Below are 22144 nucleotides of genomic sequence, written 5' to 3' on the forward strand. Positions count from 1 at the left end.
ACAGACAGAGGAAGAACCATGAAAAACCCATTTTCGCTGAACGGCAAGGTCGCGATCGTGACCGGCGGCAGCAAGGGAATCGGGCTGTCCATTGCCCACCATCTTGCGGCAATGGGCGCAAGGGTGGCCGTCGCCAGCCGCAAGATCGAAGCCTGCGAGGAAGCCGTCAGGGACATCCGCGCCGCAGGCGGTGAGGCCATGGCCATCGCCTGCAACATCTCGCGCCGCGAGGAATGCGAGGCATTGGTGGCCAGGACCCATGAGGCATGGGGACAGGTCGACATCTTCGTTGCCAATGCTGCCGTGAACCCGGTTTACGGTCCCCTTGCGGAATTGACGGATGAGGCCTTCGACAAGGTCATGACCTCGAATGTCCACAGCGCGATCTGGTTCGCCAATGCCGCCATGCCGCATATGGCCAGGGCCGGGGGCGGCGCCTTCATCATCGTATCCTCGATCGGCGGGCTGCGCGGCTCGGCCACATTGGGTGCCTATGGAATTTCCAAGACCGCCGATGTGGGCGTCACGCGCTCGCTTGCGGTGGAATGGGGACCGAAGAACATCACCGTCAACTGCATCATGCCGGGGCTTATCAAGACGGATTTCGCCCGCGCCCTGTGGGAAAACGACAGCCTGCGCGAGGACCGTATCGCCCGCACGCCAGTGAGACGGCTTGGCAACCCCGAGGATATCGGGGGCGTCGCGGCCTTCCTGGCCGGCCCCTCGGCCAGGTTCATCACCGGTGAGGTCATCGTGGTCGACGGCGGGACAACCATCGTCGGCCCATAGGTCGCGCCCAGGACACTGACAAACCCTGCTGCAAAAATCTGTAACGGCCGATTCAGGCCGCGGATTTCTGCTGCCTGACAATCGGCCCTTTGGTCGAGAAAATGGAGCTGAAACAATGGATTTCGATCTAAGCCCGAAGGTCAAGGAACTCAGCGCACGGCTGAATGCCTTCATGGAAGAACATATCTATCCCAATCAGGATCTCTATCAGCAGCAGCTGCAAGAGATGGGCTATGGTATCGAGCACTGGGAGAACTGGGGTGCGGTGCCGATCATCGAAGAGCTGAAGCCCAAGGCGCGCGCGGCGGGGCTGTGGAACCTGTTCCTGCCCGACAGCGGCAAGGGCGGCGGTCTGAGCAACCTGGAATATGCCACCCTGTGCGAAATCATGGGACGGGCGCTGTGGTCGGCCGAGGTTTTCAACTGCTCGGCCCCCGATACCGGAAATATCGAAACGCTGGAGCGTTTCGGCACCGAAGAGCAGAAACGGCAGTGGATGGATCCGCTTCTTGCTGGCGAGATCCGCTCTTGCTTTGCCATGACCGAGCCCGATGTCGCCTCGTCGGATGCGCGCAACATCGGGTCGACGATCATTCGGGACGGCGATGAATATGTCATCAACGGCCGCAAATGGTGGTCCTCGGGCTCGGGCGATTCACGCTGCAAGCTGTTCATCTTCATGGGCAAGACCGATCCTGATGGGGCCGATGTCTATCGTCAGCAATCCATGATCCTGGTGCCGCGTGATACGCCGGGCATCACCATCAAGCGCATGTTGCCGGTCTTTGGTTTCTCGGATGCGCCTCATGGCCATGGCGAGATCATCTTTGACAATGTCCGCGTGCCGGTCAGCAACATCCTGCTGGGCGAGGGGCGCGGATTCGAGATTGCCCAGGGGCGGCTTGGGCCGGGGCGGATTCACCACTGCATGCGGCTGATCGGCCAGGCCGAAGTGGCGCTGGAAAAGATGTGCAAGCGCGCCTTGCAGCGCCATCCTTTCGGAAAGCCGCTGGCCGATCAGGGCGTCACGCGAGAGCGCATCGCGCAATCGCGCATCCTGATCGATCAGGCCCGGCTGCTGGTGCTGAACGCCGCCGACAAGATGGACAAGGTCGGCAATCGCGAGGCCCGCAAGGAGATCGGCATGATCAAGGTCGCTGCGCCGAACATGGCCTGTCAGGTCATCGACTGGGCCATCCAGGCGCATGGCGGGGGCGGTGTCTCGAATGATTTCGGGCTGTCCTATGCCTATTCCCGCGCCCGCGCGATCCGCCTGGCAGATGGCCCCGATGAGGTCCATCGCGATCAGATCGCGCGGCTGGAACTGCGTCAATACAAGACCCAATAGGAGCATCGCTATGTCTGCACCCACCACAATCGGCTTTGTCGGACTTGGTCAGATGGGCGAGCCCATGGCCGCTTTCATCGCCCGTGGAGAGACCCCTCTGATCTGCTATGACCGGGTACCGGGCCGCGCACCGGAGGGAGCGATCGAGGCCGGGGAACTGGCCGAGGTCATCGCACGCGCGGATACGATCTTCCTGTCATTGCCGGATGGCAAGATCGTGAATGCCGTTGCTGCCGAGATCGCCGCGATGGATGATGTCGCCGGCAAGGTGATCATCGATATGTCGACCATCGGCCCGGCGGCGGCCAAGGAGGCCGCGGCAACCCTGACCGCTGCCGGAATGACCTTTATCGACGCGCCGGTCAGCGGTGGACGGCAGGGCGCGCTGAAGGCGTCGATCACCATCATCTGGGCCGGACCCCAGGCCGAGATGGCCCGCCACCGCCATATCATCGACCTGTTCTGCGCCAATGCCTTTCACGTGGGTGATCAGCCGGGGCAGGGGCAGGCGGTCAAGCTGCTGAACAACTTTCTTTCCGCGACCGCCATGGCCGCTTCCTCCGAGGCAGTGCTGTTCGGGCTGGCCCATGGGGTCGACATGAAGACCATTCTGGACGTGGTGAAGGTCTCGACCGGCAATAACACCGCCATCGAGGACAAGTTCCCCCGTCGCATCCTGACCGGCAGCTATGACGCCGGGTTCTTTGCCGAACTGCTGAACAAGGATGTCCGGCTTTACAACCAGTTCGTGCAAGAGGCTGGCACCTCGAACCTGATCGGCGCGCGGGTGGCCGAAGTCTGGCAGCAGGTCGAAGAGGCGCTGCCGCCGCAATCGGACTTTACCCGTGTCTTCGAGGTTCTTGAAAAGAGGACGCTGCCATGAGTTTCGAAAAACCATACGAAGGGTTGAAGGTCGTCGATCTGTCACAGGGGCTGGCAGGCCCCTATTGCGGAATGTTGATGGCCCAGCAGGGTGCGGATGTGATCAAGATCGAGCCTCAGGGCGGCGACTGGGCCCGGCTGATCGGTGGTGTCTATGGCGATCACACGGCCTATTCCATCGTTGCCAACATGGGCAAACGCGCGCTGGCGGTGAACCTCAAGAGCGAACCCAGCGGCCAGATCGTCGATCGGCTGATCGCGGATGCGGATGTCTTTATCGAAGGCTATCGCCCCGGCGTGGCCGAGCGGCTTGGCTATGGATATGACCGTTTGCAGGCGCTGAACCCGGGGCTGATCTATGTTTCGGTGTCGGGCTTCGGGCAATGCGGGCCGATGCGTGATCGCCCGGCAATGGATCCGATGCTGCAGGCGTTCAGCGGTTTCGTTGCCGAAAATACCGGTATGGATGGAACGCCCCATCATACGCCGGTGAGCTATTTCGACATGTCCACGGGGCTCTATGCCCAGCAGGCACTGGCCGCCGCTCTCTATGCCCGTCGTGACGGTGCCGAGGGGCGCAAGATCGAGGTCAGCCTGCTGGAGGCCGCGGCCAGCATCCAGGCCGTGAGACTGCTCAGCGGCTATCGCACCGGACCGCGCCGCGCCTCGACGGCACCTTCGGGAACCTTCAGGACCAGCGACGGCCATATCCAGATCAATATCGTGCGCGATCACGAATTCGAGACCTTCTGCAAGCTGCTGGATCTGGACGAACTCTGGCAGAACCAGAAATACCGCAGCATTGCCGGACGGCTGGAGGATATCGACATCCTCAACGATCACGTCCGCGCCATCACCGAGGGCTGGAAGGCCGCCGAACTGTCCGATCTGCTGAGCGGGGCCGGTCTGCAGAACGAGGTGGTGCAGACCTATCGGGATCTGGTCCGCCATCCGCAGGCCGAGGCCGTCGGCGTCTTCTCTTGGCTGCAACAGGAGGGCGCGGATGATCCATGGCCGGTGCCCAATATCCCCGGATTGCCGGCTTTCGTTCCCGGTGATGCGGCGGCCCAGTCTCCGCGGGTCGGCCAGCACACCCGACAGATCCTGACCGAGCTTGGCTACGCCAAAGACCAGATCGACGCGCTTTATGCACAGGGCGTGGTCGCATGACATCGCCCTTGGGCGCAGATCAGAAGGAAACAGACAGATGAATGACAAATTGTTCGAACTTGGGCTGGAACAACGCAAGGCGGTTGTCGGCGCGGAATATGTCGAAAGGAACCTTGCCGCTGCGGATGATTTTTCGCGCCCATTTCAAGAGGCGATGACCGCATGGTGCTGGGGGTTTGGCTGGGGCGATGAGACCATTGACCACAAGACACGCTCGATGCTGAACCTCGTGATGCTGGCGGCTCTTGGCAAGATGCATGAATGGGAAATTCACTGCAACGGCGCGATCAACAACGGCGTCAGCAAGGAAGAAATCCGCTCGATCATCCATATCATCGGTATCTATTGCGGTGTCCCCCAGTCGCTGGAGTGCTTTCGCCATGCGCGCAAGGTGCTGGAAGAACGCGGGCTGCTGGATGCGGCCGACTCGTGACCCGCAAAGCAAAGCATCAGGAGCCAAGCGTGACGACAGTTGACAGACATTACATTGACGGGGTTTGGGTTGCCGGTCAGGGCGGCAGAACCGTGCCGATCATGAACCCCGCGACCGAGGCACCGATCGGCTCGGTCACGCTTGGCTCCCCGGCGGACGTGGATCTGGCGGTCGCTGCCGCAAGCCGCGCCTTCGAGGGCTTTTCGCGCACTGCGAAGGCAGAGCGGCTGGACCTCTTGCGCGCATTGCAAAGGGCCCTTGAGGCGCGCATCGAGGATATGGCGCAGGCCATAAGCCAGGAGATGGGCGCTCCCATTACCTTGGCGCGCAATGCGCAGGCCGGTTGCGGTCCGCGCCATGTGGCGGCCTTCATTGCCGCGCTTGAGGCGCTGGAAGAAGAATACTCCCTGCCCAATGGCGATACCATCCGCAAGGAGCCGATCGGGGTCTGCGGGCTGATCACCCCGTGGAACTGGCCGATCAACCAGATCGCGCAGAAGGTCGTGCCGGCACTGGCAGTCGGGGCGACATCCGTCCTCAAACCCTCGGAACATACCCCGCTGTCGGCGGAGATCTTTGCGCAATGCGTGCATGAGGCGGGCTATCCGCCGGGCGTGTTCAACATGGTCTTTGGCGATGGCGCAGATGTGGGCAGTGCCATGTCGCGCCATCCCGATATTGCCATGATGTCCTTTACCGGGTCCACCCGCGCCGGGGCGATGGTTTCGCGCGACAGCGCCGAAACCGTCAAGCGTGTGGCGCTGGAACTGGGGGGGAAATCGGCCAATCTCGTCTTTGCCGATTGTGATCTCGAGACATGTGTTCCGGCATCGGTCAGGCGCTGCTTCCTGAACACCGGGCAGGGCTGCAATGCGCCCACGCGCATGCTGGTCGAACGCAGCTGCTATGACAGGGTTCTGGAGATTGTGCGGGAGACCGCCGAAAGCCAGGCTGTCGATGACCCGGCCAAAGAGGGCCCCCATATCGGCCCCCTGTTCGACAAGATGCAATACGACCGGGTCCAGATGATGATCGATGTCGGGTTGCAGGAAGGCGCGCGACTGCTGGCGGGCGGGCCGGGTCGGCCTGACGGATTGGGGACCGGCTGGTTCGCCCGGCCGACGGTTTTTGCCGATGTTGGAAACGACATGCGCATTGCGCGGGAAGAAATCTTCGGTCCTGTCCTTTCGGTGATCCCCTTTGACAGCGAAGAGGAAGCCATCCGTATCGCCAATGACAGCGATTACGGACTGGCCGCCTATATCCAGACCGGCAGCGCGGCGCGGGCGCGTCGGGTGGCGGCGCAGTTGCGCGCCGGAGTGGTCGCGATCAACGGGCAGGGTGCCGGCGCGGGTTCGCCCTTTGGTGGCTACAAGCAGTCCGGCAACGGGCGCGAAGGCGGCCAGTTCGGGCTGGAGGAATATCTGGAGGTCAAGGTGATGCCCTCGATAGATGCGATGGTCGCAGCCGGTCGCTTCACCGCACCCTGAGCGCTATCCGGAAAGGAGCACGGAATGCTTGACGCCTATATCTATGACGGTTTGCGCAGTCCTTTTGGACGGTACGGCGGCGCACTGGCCGATATCCGCCCCGACGATCTGATGGCCCAGGTCATTGCGGCCCTGATGGCGCGAAGCGATCTGCCGCAGGGCAAGATCGAGGACGTGGTGCTGGGCAATGTCTGCCAGTCCGGCGAGGACAGTCGCAACCTGGCGCGCTTTGCGGGCTTGCTTGCCGGACTGCCGCAAGAGGCCGGAGCGCAGACCGTCAACCGGCTGTGTGGCTCGGGGATGGCAGCTGCGCTGGATGTGGCACGGGCCGTCACTCTTGGCGAGGGCGAACTTTTCGTCGCGGGCGGGGTCGAAAGCATGACACGCGCGCCGCTGGTCATGGCCAAGGCTGCAACCGCATGGTCGCGCAAGGGCGAGATCCATGATGCCACTGCGGGAAAGCCTTTTCCCAACCCCCGCTTCCAGGCGCAGTTCGGCGGCGACAGCATGCCGCAGACCGCCGACAATCTTGCGGCGGAATTCGGCATCTCGCGCGACGCCTGTGATCGCTATGCCCTCGCCAGCCAGCAACGTTACGAAAGCGCGCGGGCCAGCGGCTTCTTTGCCGATGAGATCATCCCAGTTTCCATCACCGGGCCCAAAGGGGCCGTTCAGGTGGTGGATCGGGACGAACACCCCCGTCCGGACACGACGCTGGACAGGATGGCGCGGTTGCCCAGCCTGGCCACGGATGGCGTGGTCACGGCGGCCAATGCCTCGGGGATCAATGACGGTGCCGGGGCGCTGGTGATCGGCCGTGCCGGCCTGGGTTCCAGGCCGCGCGCACGCATCCTTGCCGGGGCGGTCTCGGGCGTGGCACCACGGGTCATGGGGCTGGGTCCGGCGCAGGCCATTCCCAAGGCGCTGGATCGCGCCGGGCTGACCCTGTCGCAAATGGATGTGCTGGAAATCAACGAAGCCTTTGCCGCGCAGGTGCTGGCATGTTGCGACAGTCTTGGTCTGGCGCATGACGAGCCCCGGCTCAATCCAAATGGTGGGGCCATCGCCATCGGCCATCCGCTTGGGGCTTCGGGGGCGCGGTTGATCCTGACCGGGCTGCGCCAGCTAGAGGCCATCGGCGGGCGCTATGCCTGCCTGTCGATGTGCATCGGCTTCGGCCAGGGCATTGCAATGATCATCGAACGGCTGGACTGAGCGGGGAGAAAGACCGAAATGAAGGATGCAATCACGGATATCCTGCGGGTCGAGATCGAAGACGGAATCGGCCTGATCTGCCTGAACAAACCACCGGTCAATGCGCTGGGTGTGGCATTGCGCACAGCCATTCACGCGGCCTATGGGACGCTGCGCGACGATCCGGCGGTCAAGGCAATCGTTCTTTATGGCGAGGGGCGTTTCTTTTCCGCCGGGGCCGACATCAAGGATTTCGGCAAGGCCGATCTTCAACCGACCCTGCCGCAGGTTCTCAAGGCATTGCAGGATAGCGACAAGCCCGTGGTCACGGCCCTGCATGGTGTGGCCTTTGGCGGAGCGCTGGAACTGGCGCTGGCCACCCATCTGCGGGTCGGGCTGAACGGTCTGCGCATTGCGCTGCCCGAGGTCCGGCTGGGGCTGTTGCCCGGTGCCGGCGGTGCGCAGCGCCTGCCCCGGCTGACGGGGATCGCAGCTGCAATCGACATCATCTGCTCGGGGCGCGAGGTCGGGGCACAAGAGGCCCTTGGTCTGGGCATCATTGACCGGCTGGCCGATGGGTCCCCTCGTGAGGCCGGGCTGGCTGCCGCGCGCGATATTCTGGCCGGCCGGCTGACGCCGCGCCAGACCGACAGGCTGAGCGCGGGCGAAGATCCGCAAGCCGTCGAAGCAGCGCGCCAACGCCTGACGGCCAAACGACCCGCGCTGCTTGCGCCACTGAAGGCGCTGGAGGCGGTCACCGCGGCAAGCCTGCCCATCGAGGAGGGGCTTGCAAGGGAACGCGCCCTGTTCATGGAACTGATGCAGGGCGAGGAACGCGCCGGTCTGGTTCATGCCTTTTTTGCCGAACGCGCCACCAGCAAGATCCCCGAAAGCACGGCACCCCTGCGCCTGATCGAACAGGTGGCGGTGATCGGTGGCGGTACCATGGGCGTCGGCATTGCCACCAGCCTGCTGATCGCAGGCTATCGCGTGCAGTTGATCGAGGCACAGGGTGAGCGCCTGCCAGCGGTGCGCGCCGCTATCGAGGCCAATCTGGCCGGCGCCCTGAAGCGGGGCAAGCTGACCGCGAATGGCCATGGCGATGCTCTGCTGGGTTTCAGTTGTGGCGAGGCGCTGGAGGCGGCGGCGAATGCGGATCTGGTCATCGAGGCCATTTTCGAGGATATCTCGGCCAAGACCGAACTCTTCGCCCGGCTGGACCGGATCTGCAAGACCGGCGCGATTCTGGCCAGCAATACCTCCTATCTGGATGTGAATCTCATCGCCGAGGCCACCTCGCGCCCGGCGGATGTGATCGGCCTGCATTTCTTTTCGCCCGCACATATCATGCGGCTGCTTGAGGTGGTCGTGGCGGATCGGACTGCGCCGGATTGCGTCAGCACCGCCTTCGCGCTGGCGCGCAGGTTGGGCAAGGTGCCGGTGCGGGCAGGGGTCTGCGATGGTTTCATCGGCAATCGCATCCTGACCCAATACCGACGCGCGGCCGAATACCTGTTGCTGGATGGCGCCAGCTTTGAAGAGATTGACAGCGCACTAGAGGAATTCGGCTTTGCGATGGGGCCCTTTGCGGTCTCGGACCTGGCCGGGCTGGACGTTGCCAAGGCCACCCGTGACCGCAAGGCCGCGACCCGCCCCCCGGATGAACGCTATTCTCGCGTGGCCGATCTGATCTGCGCGCAGGGCTGGTACGGGCGCAAGACCGGTCGCGGCTATTACATCTATGACAAGGCCGCACCCCGGCGTGCCAATCCCGATGTTCTGGCAATCATCGATGATGAACGCAGGGTCTTGGGTATCACCGCGCGCGCGTTCAGCAATCAGGAGATCGTCGACCGCTGCCTGACGGCGATGATCGCCGAGGCCGTGCGCGTCATCGAAGAGGGTGTGGCGCTGCGTCCGGTCGATGTCGATGCGGTCGAACTGTTCGGCTATGGCTTTCCCCGCCATCGCGGCGGGCCGATGTTCCAGGCGGATCGGATCGGGCTGCCCGTCCTGATCGACCGGATCGAGAGATTCTCCCGCGAAGACCCGCAGTTCTGGCGCGTGCCCGAACTGCTGCGCCGCATGGCGCAGGCGGGGGAAGGCTTTGCGCCGATGAACGACCAACCACTTTCAACGACCGAAAAGAGAAACTCCCATGAGTGAAAATGGCGGACCGCCTCTGGTCACTGTCAGCGAGGCACTCAGCTTTGACGAGGCCGCGCTGCAACGCTATCTTGCCGATATCCTGCCGGGTTTCGACGGCCCGCTGACGGTACGCCAGTTCAATGCCGGGCAAAGCAATCCGACCTATCAACTTGCGGTCAGGGATCGCAAATACGTGCTGCGCAAGAAGCCACCGGGCACGCTGTTGCCTTCGGCTCATGCCGTGGACAGGGAATATCGGGTCATGGAGGCGCTGCGCGATACGCCGGTCCCGGTGCCCCGGATGCTGCATCTGTGTCGCGATGCTTCGATCATCGGAAGCGATTTCTATGTCATGGAAATGGTTGAAGGTCGGGTCTTCCATGATCCCAGCCTGCCCGGATTGACCCCGCCGGACAGACGGGCCTTCTATGACAGCTTCATCAAGGCGCTGGCCGATCTGCACGCGGTGCGTCCCGAGACGGTGGGGCTGGCCGATTTCGGCCGCCCGCAAGGGTTCCTGTCGCGGCAGGTCCAGCGCTGGAGCAAGCAATATGTCGCAACGGAAACCGAAACCATCGCGGCGATGGACAAACTGATGGACTGGCTGCCGGCCAATCTGCCTCAGGATGACGAAGCCGCAATCGTGCATGGCGATTTCCGGCCGGGCAACGCCATGGCGGGCCAGCATTCCCCCGAGGTGATCGCCCTGCTTGACTGGGAACTTTGCACCCTTGGGCATCCTCTGGCCGATCTGGGTTATGTCTGCGCCAATTATCACGCCGATCAATTGCCCACCGGACAGTTCAAGGGGCTGGACTTCACGGCCCTTGGCATTCCCACTGAACAGGAGTTCCTGGACCTCTATTGCCATTATTCGGGGCGGGACCGGATTTCCAACCACCTGTTCTTCGTCGTGTTTTCCTTCTTTCGCAGCGCGGCGATCATCCAGGGCGTCTACAAGCGGGGGCTGGAGGGCAATGCCTCTTCGCGCAAGGCCTTGTCGCTTGGACATCTTGCCCGCGTCAGAGCAGAAAATGCGTGGAGAATTGTCGAGCAGAACTTCTGATGCGCGGGGCGGATCGTGGATCGGTTCCTTGAATCCGTTTCTTCGGACAGAAAAATCGCGTGATACGGGCGGGCATCATTCGGCAGCCTCCATTTGCCTGACCTGCCCCAGCAGCACGGCAATTTCAGGTCGGCATGATCCGCAGTTGGTTCCCGCTCCGGTGCAGTCGCCGACCCTTGCCACGCTGCAGGCCTGCCCGCTGGCGATGGCTTCCCGGATCGTGTTCATGCCAACATTGAGGCATGCGCATACAACCGGGCCGGGGTCGGATGCATCGCGACCGGGGCGCCCTGACAGCGGCGCAGTTCCGGTCGATCCAAGTTGCGCCGCAATATGGTCACGCGACAGGGAAACAGGATTGCGGGACACGAAGAGAGCCGCCAGCAATGTATCACCGTCAAGAAATGCAAGGCGGGCGGTGCCGGTTGCCGGGTCGGAGATGCTCTGGCACCGGGCATCCGGCAGGGAAAACAGGGCGCGGGCATAGGTTTCCCAATCCTGCGCCTCTCTGGTTCCGGCCAATTCGCTTCGCCAGCCTTTCGCCACGCAACAGCGCGCCCAATAGGTGCAATCAGGCCGGAATTCGGTGGTGCTGATGGCAAAACCGAACCATGCGGTGTCATGGGGCGCAATGGCGACTGCGGCGGCCTTGCTCTCCGGTTGGCCAGACACTGGATCAACGATGCTTGATACCAGCGCATCGATACGACCCGTCGGGGCGCTCTGTCCGCTCCAATGCATGGGCGCAAAGACGTGACCGCACCGCACGCGGTCGGTGACCAATGCGCGCAGGATGCAGCGGCCTGCGGGACTGCTGACCTCGACCAGACCGGCAGGCGGAATCCCAAGCTGCGCCGCATCATCAGGGTGTATTTCGAGGAACGGCTCTCCCAGATGCTGGTTCAGCCGCGGCGATTTGCCGGTGCGCGTCATCGTGTGCCATTGGTCGCGGATGCGACCGGTGTTCAGGCGGAAGGGAAAAGCGGCATCGGTTTGTGCAACCGGTGGACGCGCGCTCACGGGGATCATTCGTGCCTGGCCATTATCGGTGAAGAAGCCACCGTCGGCGAAGAAACGCGCCTGCTGGCCTTGGGCCGTGATGGGCCAGCGGGTAGGGGGCAGCGCATCGTACCCGTCCCGGCCCAGCCCGGTCAGTCCGGAGATGTCGAAGTCACGTCCTTCGGCCGCCGCGATGGCCGACAGCCGCGCATGTTCGTCGAATATCTGGGCCGGGCTGGAATAGTCGAAGGCCTCGGTCCAGCCCATGCGGCGGCCAACCTCGGCCATGATGTCCCAATCGTGGCGCGCCTGGCCCGGTGCGCGCATGATGGCCCGCTGGCGGCTGATGGTGCGGTCGGAATTGGTGACGGTGCCGTCCTTTTCTCCCCAGCCGGTGGCGGGCAACAACACATCTGCCAGACGCGCGGTATCTGTCCGGGCGGTCAGGTCGCTGACGACCGTAAAATCGCAACCGGCAATGGCCTCTTGCACGATATTGGCGTCGGGCATGGTGGCGGCAGGATTGGTGCAGACGATCCACAATGCCTTGATGTGGCCGCTGCGGACCCGGTCGAACAAATCAACGGCTTTCAGTCCCGCCTGGGCAGGGATTGCGGGTGCATTCCAGAAGTCGCGCAGCCTTTCGCGGTGGTCGGGATTTTCCAGATCCAGATGGCAGGCCAGAGAGTTGGCCAGACCGCCAACCTCTCGTCCGCCCATCGCATTGGGTTGCCCGGTTACGGAGAACGGCCCCATGCCGGGTTTGCCGATACGTCCTGTCGCCAGATGACAGTTGATGATCGCATTGACCTTGTCGGTCCCTGACGACGATTGGTTCACTCCCTGGCTGAAGACTGTGACGACCTTTTCCGTGCCCAGCCACAACTGGCAGAATTCATCGATCTGATCAGGGGGCAGACCGGTGGCTGCGCCATCCTCGGCCAACGCGACACGCAAGGAGTCGTCAAAACCCGAGACGTGCCGGAGGTATTCGCGGTTCACCGCGCCGCCTGCATGGATTGCGGCGAGAAGGCGGTTGAACAAGGCCACGTCGCTGCCTGGTTCCAGTGCCAGATGCAGATCTGCCAGATCGCAGGTCGCCGTGCGGCGCGGGTCGATGACGACGACACGCATGTCGGGGCGGGCCTCTTTCGCGGCGGCGATGCGTTGATACAGGACCGGGTGGCACCAAGCCAGATTGCTGCCGGTCAGAACGACCAGATCGGCCAATTCCAGATCCTCGTAAGTTCCCGGAACCGTGTCCGCGCCAAAGGCGCGCTTGTGCCCCGCCACGGTCGAGGCCATGCAGAGGCGGGAATTGGTATCGATATTGGCTGACCCGATAAACCCCTTCATCAGCTTGTTGGCGACATAGTAATCCTCGGTCAGGAGCTGACCCGAGACATAGAAAGCGACGGAATCCGGCCCATGCGTCGCGATTGTTTGCGAGAATCGCTCGGCGACCAATGCCAGCGCGCTGTCCCAGTCACTTTCGATGCCATTGATGCGCGGGGCCAGCAGCCGGTCATCCAGAGACAGGGTTTCGCCCAATGCAAAGCCCTTTGAACACAGGCGCCCCTGGTTGGCCGGATGGTCGGGATCGCCGCGCAGGGTGACGCCGCCCTGACCATCGGCTTTGGCCAGGATGCCGCATCCGACCCCGCAATATGCACAGGTGGTCCGGATCTCGTCGGTCATGCAACCCGCTCCCGCCGCAGCCCTTGCGTGTCCAGCATGATGCGTCCGGCCTCGACCCGGAGGGGATAGGTGTTGACTGCCCCCGTATCAGATCCCTGAGCCAGCCCGGTATCCAGCCGCAGAACCATGTTGTGCAGCGGGCATGTCACCGATTTGCCATGCACGATACCTTCGGACAGGGGGCCTCCCTTATGGGGGCAGCTGTCATCGATGGCAAAGACTTCGTCATCAATGGTGCGAAAGATCGCGATGCAGCCCATATGGGTCTTCACCACGCGGGCGCCCCGTTCGGGGATGTCGTTCAATGCGCCGATATCGGTCCAACAGGTCATTCCGCGGCCTCCATGGTCAGATCTGCAAGGGGGGAATACAGTTCGCGGTAGCTGGCCTTGGTGCGTTCTGCCCAGGGGTCTTGCTGCATGAACTGCTGGGCGAAATGGAACCGCTCGGCCAGTGCCTTGCGGCTGTCTCCATCCGTCACCACACGTTCGACGATGTGATCCAGGCCGACATTGTCCAGCCACTTGTACATCCGCTCAAGATAGGCGGCTTCTTCGCGATACAGCTGGATGACCGCTGCGCAGTATTCCATGACCTCGTCTTCGGTCTTGACGGTGCACATGATCACCGTGCCCTGGATATGCAGGCCAGCCGCACCACCGATATGCAGGATATAGCCTGAATCGACGCAGATCACGCCCACATCCTTGCAGGTGCTTTCGGCACAGTTGCGCGGACAACCCGATACCGCCATCTTGACCTTGGCGGGCGTCCATGCCCCCCACAGGGCCTTTTCCAGACGGATGCCAAGACCTGTACTGTCCTGTGTCCCAAAACGACAATGGTCGGTGCCGACACAGGTTTTCACCGTGCGCAGGCCCTTGGCATAGGCCTGTCCGCTGACCATGCCGGCCGCGTTCAGATCGGCCCAGATGTCGGGCAGGTCCTGCTTCTTGACGCCCAGCAGGTCGATGCGCTGTCCGCCGGTGACCTTGACGGTCTGTACCTGGTACTTGTCTGCCGCATCGGCGATCGCGCGCAGTTCATCGGCAGTGGTGATGCCACCCCACATGCGTGGCACGACGGAATAGGTGCCGTCCTTCTGGATATTGGAATGCATGCGTTCGTTCACGAAACGGCTTTGATCGTCGTCGCGGTATTCGCCGGGCCAGTCGCAAAGCAGATAGTAGTTCAGTGCCGGACGACACGAGGCGCAGCCGCAGGATGTTTTCCAGCCGCATTCCTGCATGACGGCAGCCATCGACTTCAGTTCCCGTGACTTGATCAGGCGGCGGACATCCATATGGGTCAGCGATGTGCAGGAACACATCGGCTTGACGGTCTCGACCTCGAAGCTGTCGCCAAGAGTCATGGCCATGACCTGTTCCACCAGACCGGTGCAGGTGCCACAGGATGCGCTGGCCTTGGTCTGCTCGCGCACATCGGTCAGCGTCCGGGCACCGCCCTGGATCGCATCGACGATGCGGGATTTGCATATGCCGTTGCAGCCGCAGATTTCTGCGTCAGCCGGTAAGGCTGCAACGGCCGCCAAAGGGTCCGCCTGGGCACCCCCCTGGAACGCGGGGCCAAAGATCAGCGTGTCGCGCATGTCGCTGATGTCCGTGCGGTCCTTGATCAGACCGTGAAACCATGGACCGTCGCCGGTATCGCCATACATGACGGCCCCGATCAGGCGCTGGCCTTCAAGCACAAGTCGCTTGTAGATACCACGCGCGGGATCGCGGAAGATGATATCCTCGCGATCGTCAGCATCGGCGAAATCACCCGCGCTGAACAGATCGCAGCCGGTCACCTTCAGCTTGGTTGCGACCTCTTTCGGGGCAAAGCTTGCGGGCGTGTCACCCAATGTATCGGCGGCCACCCTGGCCTGATCGTAAAGCGGCGCGACCAGGCCGAAAACCGCGCCCTGATGTTCGACGCATTCCCCGATTGCCAGAATATTCGGGTCCGATGTGATCATGGCGTCATCGACGTGGATGCCGCGACCGACAGCCAGACCGGCCTCTTTGGCCAGTGCCACATTGGGACGGATCCCCACGGCCATGACCAGCAGGTCGCAGGCGATGACACGGCCGTCATCCAGGCGCAGACCGCTGACATGACCGTCGGTGCCGATGATTTCCGAAGAATTGGCCGAGGTGAGGACGGTAATGCCCTTTGCCTCCAGTGCCTTTTTCAGAAGGTATCCCGCCGCTTCGTCCAGCTGACGTTCCATAAGGTGGCCCATGACGTGAATGACGGTAACATCGACACCACGTGCCGCCATGCCGGCGGCGGCTTCGAGCCCAAGCAGCCCGCCGCCGATGACCACGGCCTTTGCCCCCGGTTTCTTGGCCAGACCCATCATGCGTTCGGTATCATCCAGATCGCGATAGGGGATGACACCCTGCAGATCATGGCCCGGCAGCGGGATCATGAAGGGGTTCGACCCGGTGGCCATGACAAGGCGGTCATAGGCGAGTTCACCCCTCTCGCCGATGACGACGCGGCGCTCGCGGTCGATCCTCTGGACCTTTTCGCCAAAGCGACAGGTCACGGATTGCGCAGCGTACCAATCATCATCATGGGTGACGATCTCGGCATAGGTCTTGTCGCCCGACAGCACCGGCGACAGCATCAGCCGGTTGTAATTTCCGCGCGGTTCGGCGTTGAACAGGGTGACGTTCCATTCACCCGGTTGGGTTTCGAAAAGATGCTCCAGCATCCGGCCCGAGGCCATCCCGGCCCCTATGACGATCAGGTTTCTGGTCATGGCTTACTCCGCAGCGATGGGGTTGCGTTTCGGTTTGGCGCCGTGTTCATATTCCGTAAGGAAATCAAGAACCTCTTGGCGATAGGCATAATAGTCTGGATGCGCCAGCAGCGCCTTGCGCGTGCGTGGACGTGGCAGGTTCACATCGGTGATCTTGCCGATGGTGGCTTGCGGTCCGTTGGTCATCATGACGACGCGGTCGGCCAGCAGGATCGCTTCATCGACATCATGGGTGACACAGATGGCGGTGACCTTGGTGCGTGACCACACCTCCATCAGGACCTCTTGCAGTTCCCAGCGGGTCAGGCTGTCCAGCATGCCGAAGGGTTCGTCCAGCAACAGCAGCTTGGGAGAAAGGGCAAAGGCTCGGGCAATGCCGACACGCTGCTTCATGCCGTTCGACATGGATTGCGCACCACGGTCCATGGCATCGGCCAGGCCGACCCGTTCAAGATAGTATTCAACGACTTCCTGGCGTTCCGCCGGGCTGGCCCTGGGATAGACCTTGTCGACGCCGATCGCGACGTTTTCCTTGGCGGTCAGCCATGGGAACAGGTTGGGCGACTGGAATACGACCGCGCGTTCGGGATCGGCCCCGACGACATGGCTGCCGTCCAATGTAATCGCGCCCTTCGATATCTCGTTCAGGCCCGCAGCCATTGTCAGCACGGTCGATTTCCCGCAGCCTGAATGACCGATCAGGCTGATGAACTCGCCCTGATTGACCTTGAGGTTGAAATCCTCGACCACGGTCAGCGGACCCTTGGGTGTGGGGTAGACCTTGTGCAGTTGTGAGAAATCCAGGAACCGCCGGTCGATCATGCCGTCGCGGGCGTCGCGCAACGCGTTTGGGATCATCTTGTGGACAGGCGTGACATCGGGCAGCCCCCGCGTTTCCGTGGATTTGGCCGCGAAACCGACATCCATCAGATATTGCGTGACCGAGGCGCGCAGCTTCTTGAACCCGGCGTCATGGTTCATCGCATCGCGGTTGCGCGGGCGGGGGATGTTCACCGTCACCGGATCGGCCAGGGTCCCATCGGGGTTCAGGACGATGATGCGGTCGGCAAGCAGGATCGCCTCATCCACGTCATTGGTGATCAGGATGCAGGTCTTCTTGTCGGCTTCCCAGATCTCCAGAATTTCATCGGCCAGATTTGCACGGGTCAGGGCATCCAATGCCGACAGCGGTTCGTCCAGCAGCAGCAGATCGGGTTCCATCGCAAGCGCGCGGGCAACGGCGACGCGCTGACGCATTCCGCCCGAGAGTTCCGACGGATAGCGATGTGCCGCATGGGGCAGGCCAACCATGGCGATATAGCTGTCGGCCTTTGTCGCACGTTCGGCCTTGGACAGCCTGGCGTGAACCGCATCGATGGCCAGCATCACGTTGCCGCGGACAGTCAGCCAGGGCATCAGGCTGTAGCTTTGAAAGACCAGCCCACGGTCGGGGCCTGGGCCGGTGATCGCATCGCCACGAAAGGTCAGGCTTCCGGTGTCGGGCTGTTCCAGTCCCGCGATCAGATTCATCAGGGTCGATTTTCCCGTGCCCGAGAAGCCGAGGATGGCAAGGAATTCGCCCTCGGCCACATCAAGTGTGATGTCGCGCAGGATCTGTGTGTGATCTGTTCCCTGGCCGAAACCCTTGCTGACATTCTTGAACTGCAGGATGCTCATGCCGGTCACCGCTGCGCCGAAAAGGTAAAGAATGACTGCATGGCGAACATCACGCGATCCAGCAGGAAGCCGATGATGCCGATGGTCAGCACCGCGACGATAATGCGTGCCAGCGATTGCGAAGAGCCGTTCTGAAACTCGTCCCAGACGAATTTGCCAAGACCGGGGTTCTGGGCCAGCATCTCGGCGGCGATCAGAACCATCCAGCCAACCCCCAGCGACAGGCGAAGGCCGGTAAAGATCAGGGGCAGGGCAGAGGGAAGCACCAGCTTTGTGATCTTGGTATAGGTATTCATCTTCAACACGCGGCTGACGCTGATCAGATCGCGATCAATCGAGGCAACTCCCAGGGACGTGTTGATCAGCGTTGGCCACAGCGAACACAGCGTCACGGTAATGGCCGATACAAGGAATGATTTGGAAAACAGCCCGTCGTTCGTGGCATAGACTGCGCTGACAACCATGGTCACGATCGGCAACCATGCAAGCGGCGATACCGGCTTGAAAATCTGGATCAGCGGGTTCAGTGCCGCATTGGCCGTGGGCGAAAGGCCCGCAGCGATGCCAAGCGGAATGGCGATCGCCGAAGCGATCAGGAAGCCGAAGAACACCGTTTTGATCGAGGTCCAGATTTGACCGTAATAGGTCGGCGATCCGGTATAGGCGATGTCCTTCACCTCGGATGCGCGTCCGGCATCGATCAGCCGTTGGTTGCGCTGTTCCAGACGTTCGTCGAACTTGGCCTGTTTTTCCCATTTGACGGTGGCATCATGATGCAAGCCCTTCGCCTCGGTCCATACGGCGACGGGACCGGGTATGGCCCCAAGCGAAGTCACGACCTTGGGCGCCAGCGTCGACCACAGCATCAGGAACACGACGATGGACAGCAGGGGCACACCCAGCAGACGCCAGACATCCTTTAGCTGGCCACGTGGGTTATCACCGGCGAGGGCCTTGATCAGAGGTGCGATCCAGGCAAGGCCCAGCACCGAAAACCATGCGTCTGCCTTGTTGATGCGGGTGAACCAGATGGCGCGGCGGGCTTCGCGTTGCTTGGCTGCAAGATGTGCGGGGTCGACAGCGGTCATGGCGCTCTCCGATATGGCTATACTGAAGGGTTTGGGCCGTGGGGGGCAGCCCGTGCGGGTCAGCCGTTGGCGGGCTCGTCGGATTTCAGTCCGATCGGCAAGCTGTCCAGATAGGCATTGGGGGCCTTGCCGTCATAGGGGATGCCGTCGATGACATCGGCGGCGGGCGTCGGTGCCCTGTATCCGTCGCTGTCCCACGGAAAATCAGCCTCGGACGCCAGACCCTCATCGACCAGCAGACGCGCGGCCCGCAGATAGATGTCGGGGCGGTAGACCGATCTGGCGGTCTTGTCGAACCATGCGTCATCCCTGGGTTCGGAAATCTGACCCCAGCGTCGCATCTGCGTCAGGTACCAGACGGCATCCGAATAGAACGGATATGTGGCGTTATACCGGAAAAAGACGTTGAAATCGGGCACATCGCGAATGTCTCCCTTTTCGTATTCGAAGGTGCCGGTCATGGATGCGGCGATCACATCCTGATCGGCCCCCACGTATTCGGGCCGCGACAGGATCTCGACTGCTTCGGCGCGATTGGCATTGTCGTTTTCGTCCAGCCAGATGGCAGCGCGGATCAGGGCCTTGGTCAGCGCAATGGTGGTGTTGGGATTTTCCGTGGCAAAGGCCTCGGTGATGCCAAAGACCTTTTCCGGGTTGTTCTTCCACAACTCGTAATCGGTGATGACCGGCACGCCGATGTCCTTGACGACGGCCTGCTGGTTCCACGGCTCGCCCACGCTATAGCCGTTGATGGTGCCTGCCTCCAGCGTTGCGGGCATCTGCGGCGGGGGCGTGACCGAAAGCGCCACATCCGCGCCGATCTGTCCCGAAGTGTCATCGGGGCTATAGAACCCGGGGTTCAGACCACCCGCTGCCAGCCAGTAGCGCAATTCGTAATTGTGGGTCGATACGGGAAAGACCATTCCCATGTTGAACGGTTTTCCGGCCGCCTGATAGCTTTCGACCACGGGTTTCAATGCGGATGCGCTGATCGGATGCTGGGGTTTGCCGTCGGTATCCGTCGGAATATTGGGCTTCATCTGCGCCCAGACCTCATTGGACACGGTAATCCCGTTCCCGTTCAGATCCATCGAAAAGGGCGTGACGATATGCGCCTGTGTCCCATAGCCGATGGTTGCAGCCAGTGGCTGACCGGCCAGCATATGTGCGCCGTCCAGTTGTCCGCCGATCACACCGTCCAGCAGCACCTTCCAGTTGGCCTGAGCCTCCAGCGTGACGAACAGGCCCTCGTCCAGAAAATAGCCGTTTTCATAGGCCACGGCCAAGGGGGCCATATCGGTCAGCTTGATAAAGCCAAAGGTCAGTTCATCCTTTTCCAGATCCAGCATCTGGGCAAGGGCAGGGCCGCTAAGCAGGGTCGAAGCCAGCAGGCTGAAGACAAGTTTTTTCATGGTGTGGTCCCTGTGGTGATCCGCGGACGAAAAATGCGCCTGGACAAACGAAAAATAGCCGACGACCAGCCTCATGCTTTGGCACGAAGGGTCGAGCGGCTTTGCTCGGGTGAACCCGGACTTTGGGGATGAGATCAGGCGAACGCCATTGTCTGCCTGACTTCGAATAAAGCGGACCGGGGCAGGGCAATCAACGATACTGCAGTCCGAGGGGGGTAAAATCTGTCCCTTGGAGCGATGATGCCGAAAATCATGTCAGTCTGATGTTGCCAGGCCTAATTCTTGACCATCAAAAAAACGATCCGGGGCCGTTTCGCGTTCGCGATAGCCGGGAATTGCCTGCAGAACATCACGATTCTGATCACTGCGATATGTCGCGATAGCGGCTGTGCGCGCAGCGGTCCGATCCAGCCCGAGGCGCGCTGCAAGCCGTTCACCAATCCACGCTGCATGTGCGGCATGCGGGGCATAGCGGCTGAAATCGACGAATTTCGGGACGTGCCGGCTTTTGCCGCGCCCCGAAATGGTCAGATGGCCAGAAAGGGCACGGTCGATGATTTCGGCGGGAACATCCAGATACTGGCTGCCTGCCAGCAGCTCGCAGGCGGTGGTGCGGCTTTGCCGATCACTCAACCATTGCCCTGCATGCCACAGCGCACGAATGGCCGCGCGCAGCGGTTCGGGATTTGCATCGGCCAGATCGGCGCGTACGCCCAGCACCTTTTCGGGAGCACCGGCCCAGATGGCCGATCCGGGCAGCAGCAAAGCACCTGCGCCGGTTTCCACCGCCACGGATCCCCAGGGTTCGCCCACACAGATGGCGTCCAGTTCACCCGCCGCCAGCCCTGCCGCCATCAGCGGTGGCGGAACCGTGCGGATGTCGACCGAGGCCGGGGCGGGCAGGCCCAGTGCCGTCAACCAATAGTACAGCAGTTCGGCATGCATCGAAAACGGAAAGGGAACTGCAATGCGCAAAGGCCCGCGCGCCGCAGCAATCAGGGCCCGGCCGGCAGCATCCGGGTCGTTCAGAGCGAAGGCGTGTCCAGCTTCGCGCATACGTGCGGCAATCGCCTTGCTGACACCAATCACTTCGCCATTGGTCGACAGCACGGCAACGGCTGCAAGGGGTGCCCCCGCACCGCCAAGCCCAAGCGCAGTCGCCACAGGCATGGCCGATAACATCTGAGCCGCGGTGACTTGCCCAAATGAGACCATGTCACGCAATGCAGACCAGGAATGCGCACGGCGAAGGTCCAGGGCGATGCCTTCCGCCCGGTCAAAGCCCATTTCGGCGGCGACAATCAGCGGTGCCGCATCGATCAACGGCAGGAAACCTATATGCAGTGTTGTCGTCATGACAAGAGACCTGCTGTCGTGACCAGCGCCTCGGCAATGTCTATGACCTTGCGTCCCTGGTCCATGGCCGTTCGGCGCAACAGGGCATAGGCATCCGCCTCGCCAATGCCTTTGGCTTTCATCAGCAGCCCTTTGGCACGGTCGATGACCTTGCGTTCTTCCAATGCGCGTTTGGTCGCGGCCAGTTCGACACGCATCTGACGGAACATGTTGAAACGTGTCACGGCCGCATCGATGATCGGCTTCAGCCGCTCTGACCGCAGCCCGTCGACGACATAGGCCGACACGCCGGCCTCGATCGCGATCCTCGTCAAATTCGCATCGCTTTGATCGACAAACAAGGCGACAGGCCGCTCCAGCGGCGCCGAAGCCAGAGTCAAGGCCTCCAGCGCGTCGCGCGACGGATTATCAAGATCAATCAACACGATGTCCGGATTATGGGCGACGATTGCTTCTGTCAGCCGTGCCATGTCGGACACGATGTTCAGCTCATACTGACCCGCGCGCGACAGACTCTCTTCGATCAGGGCGGCCCGCGCCGGATCGCTTTCGACAATGGTAATCTTCAACAGCCGATGCATGGGCAGAGCTTCTGCAGCAAATTGCCCAAAGGGCAATCAG

At 62.0% G+C, this 22144-nt stretch carries 17 protein-coding genes; 9 read left to right on the top strand and 8 right to left on the bottom strand.

Annotated features, from left to right (window positions below):
• Positions 1 to 18 precede the first annotated feature (18 nt).
• From JHW44_RS07230 to JHW44_RS07270, 9 genes are all read left to right on the top strand, one after another.
• Positions 19 to 789, top strand: coding sequence for an SDR family NAD(P)-dependent oxidoreductase (locus JHW44_RS07230; RefSeq protein ID WP_089343600.1), 771 nt, complete (start codon positions 19 to 21; stop codon positions 787 to 789).
• Positions 790 to 904: 115 nt separating this feature from the next.
• Positions 905 to 2137, top strand: a complete 1233-nt coding sequence (locus JHW44_RS07235) for an acyl-CoA dehydrogenase family protein (RefSeq protein WP_089343599.1) — start codon at positions 905 to 907, stop codon at positions 2135 to 2137.
• A 10-nt stretch (positions 2138 to 2147) separates the two neighbouring features.
• On the top strand, positions 2148 to 3020 hold the full coding sequence (locus tag JHW44_RS07240; RefSeq protein WP_179217659.1) for an NAD(P)-dependent oxidoreductase: 873 nt from the start codon (positions 2148 to 2150) through the stop codon (positions 3018 to 3020).
• Positions 3017 to 4189, top strand: a complete 1173-nt coding sequence (locus tag JHW44_RS07245; protein WP_089343597.1) for a CaiB/BaiF CoA transferase family protein — start codon at positions 3017 to 3019, stop codon at positions 4187 to 4189. The genes JHW44_RS07240 and JHW44_RS07245 overlap by 4 nt, the downstream gene beginning before the upstream one ends.
• Before the next feature lie 37 nt (positions 4190 to 4226).
• Complete coding sequence (locus JHW44_RS07250; protein WP_089343596.1) at positions 4227 to 4622, top strand: carboxymuconolactone decarboxylase family protein; 396 nt, start codon at positions 4227 to 4229, stop codon at positions 4620 to 4622.
• Positions 4623 to 4651: 29 nt separating this feature from the next.
• Complete coding sequence (locus tag JHW44_RS07255; RefSeq protein WP_089343595.1) at positions 4652 to 6112, top strand: aldehyde dehydrogenase family protein; 1461 nt, start codon at positions 4652 to 4654, stop codon at positions 6110 to 6112.
• 24 nt (positions 6113 to 6136) lie between these two features.
• A complete protein-coding gene (locus JHW44_RS07260; protein WP_089343594.1) occupies positions 6137 to 7327 on the top strand; it encodes an acetyl-CoA C-acyltransferase in 1191 nt (396 codons plus the stop codon).
• Between the two features lie 18 nt (positions 7328 to 7345).
• Entirely contained in the window at positions 7346 to 9472 is a 2127-nt protein-coding gene (locus JHW44_RS07265; RefSeq protein ID WP_089343593.1) for a 3-hydroxyacyl-CoA dehydrogenase NAD-binding domain-containing protein, read from the top strand.
• Positions 9465 to 10520, top strand: coding sequence for a phosphotransferase family protein (locus JHW44_RS07270; protein ID WP_089343592.1), 1056 nt, complete (start codon positions 9465 to 9467; stop codon positions 10518 to 10520). Before JHW44_RS07265 ends, JHW44_RS07270 begins: the two co-directional genes overlap by 8 nt.
• Before the next feature lie 75 nt (positions 10521 to 10595).
• On the opposite strand, the gene JHW44_RS07275 is transcribed toward JHW44_RS07270, so the two are convergent.
• The 8 genes from JHW44_RS07275 to JHW44_RS07310 all read right to left on the bottom strand — a co-directional run bounded on the left by JHW44_RS07275 (position 10596) and on the right by JHW44_RS07310 (position 22104).
• A complete protein-coding gene (locus tag JHW44_RS07275; protein WP_089343591.1) occupies positions 10596 to 13217 on the bottom strand; it encodes a nitrate reductase in 2622 nt (873 codons plus the stop codon).
• On the bottom strand, positions 13214 to 13549 hold the full coding sequence (gene nirD, locus JHW44_RS07280; protein WP_089343590.1) for a nitrite reductase small subunit NirD: 336 nt from the start codon (positions 13547 to 13549) through the stop codon (positions 13214 to 13216). The genes JHW44_RS07275 and nirD overlap by 4 nt, the downstream gene beginning before the upstream one ends.
• Complete coding sequence (nirB, locus tag JHW44_RS07285) at positions 13546 to 15990, bottom strand: nitrite reductase large subunit NirB (RefSeq protein ID WP_089343589.1); 2445 nt, start codon at positions 15988 to 15990, stop codon at positions 13546 to 13548. The genes nirD and nirB overlap by 4 nt, the downstream gene beginning before the upstream one ends.
• Before the next feature lie 3 nt (positions 15991 to 15993).
• Entirely contained in the window at positions 15994 to 17667 is a 1674-nt protein-coding gene (locus tag JHW44_RS07290; protein ID WP_089343588.1) for an ABC transporter ATP-binding protein, read from the bottom strand.
• 5 nt (positions 17668 to 17672) lie between these two features.
• Positions 17673 to 18755 (bottom strand): ABC transporter permease, encoded by a 1083-nt coding sequence (locus tag JHW44_RS07295; RefSeq protein ID WP_089343587.1) that lies wholly within the window; start codon positions 18753 to 18755, stop codon positions 17673 to 17675.
• A gap of 59 nt (positions 18756 to 18814) precedes the next feature.
• Positions 18815 to 20167 carry a CmpA/NrtA family ABC transporter substrate-binding protein gene (locus JHW44_RS07300; protein WP_089343633.1) on the bottom strand — a complete coding sequence of 451 codons (1353 nt, stop codon included), beginning with the start codon at positions 20165 to 20167 and terminating at the stop codon, positions 18815 to 18817.
• 255 nt (positions 20168 to 20422) lie between these two features.
• On the bottom strand, positions 20423 to 21523 hold the full coding sequence (locus tag JHW44_RS07305; protein ID WP_089343586.1) for an ABC transporter substrate-binding protein: 1101 nt from the start codon (positions 21521 to 21523) through the stop codon (positions 20423 to 20425).
• Entirely contained in the window at positions 21520 to 22104 is a 585-nt protein-coding gene (locus JHW44_RS07310) for an ANTAR domain-containing response regulator (protein WP_089343585.1), read from the bottom strand. The genes JHW44_RS07305 and JHW44_RS07310 overlap by 4 nt, the downstream gene beginning before the upstream one ends.
• Positions 22105 to 22144 lie beyond the last annotated feature (40 nt).

Origin of the sequence: Paracoccus seriniphilus (assembly GCF_028553745.1) — a bacterium.
GTDB lineage: Bacteria > Pseudomonadota > Alphaproteobacteria > Rhodobacterales > Rhodobacteraceae > Paracoccus > Paracoccus seriniphilus.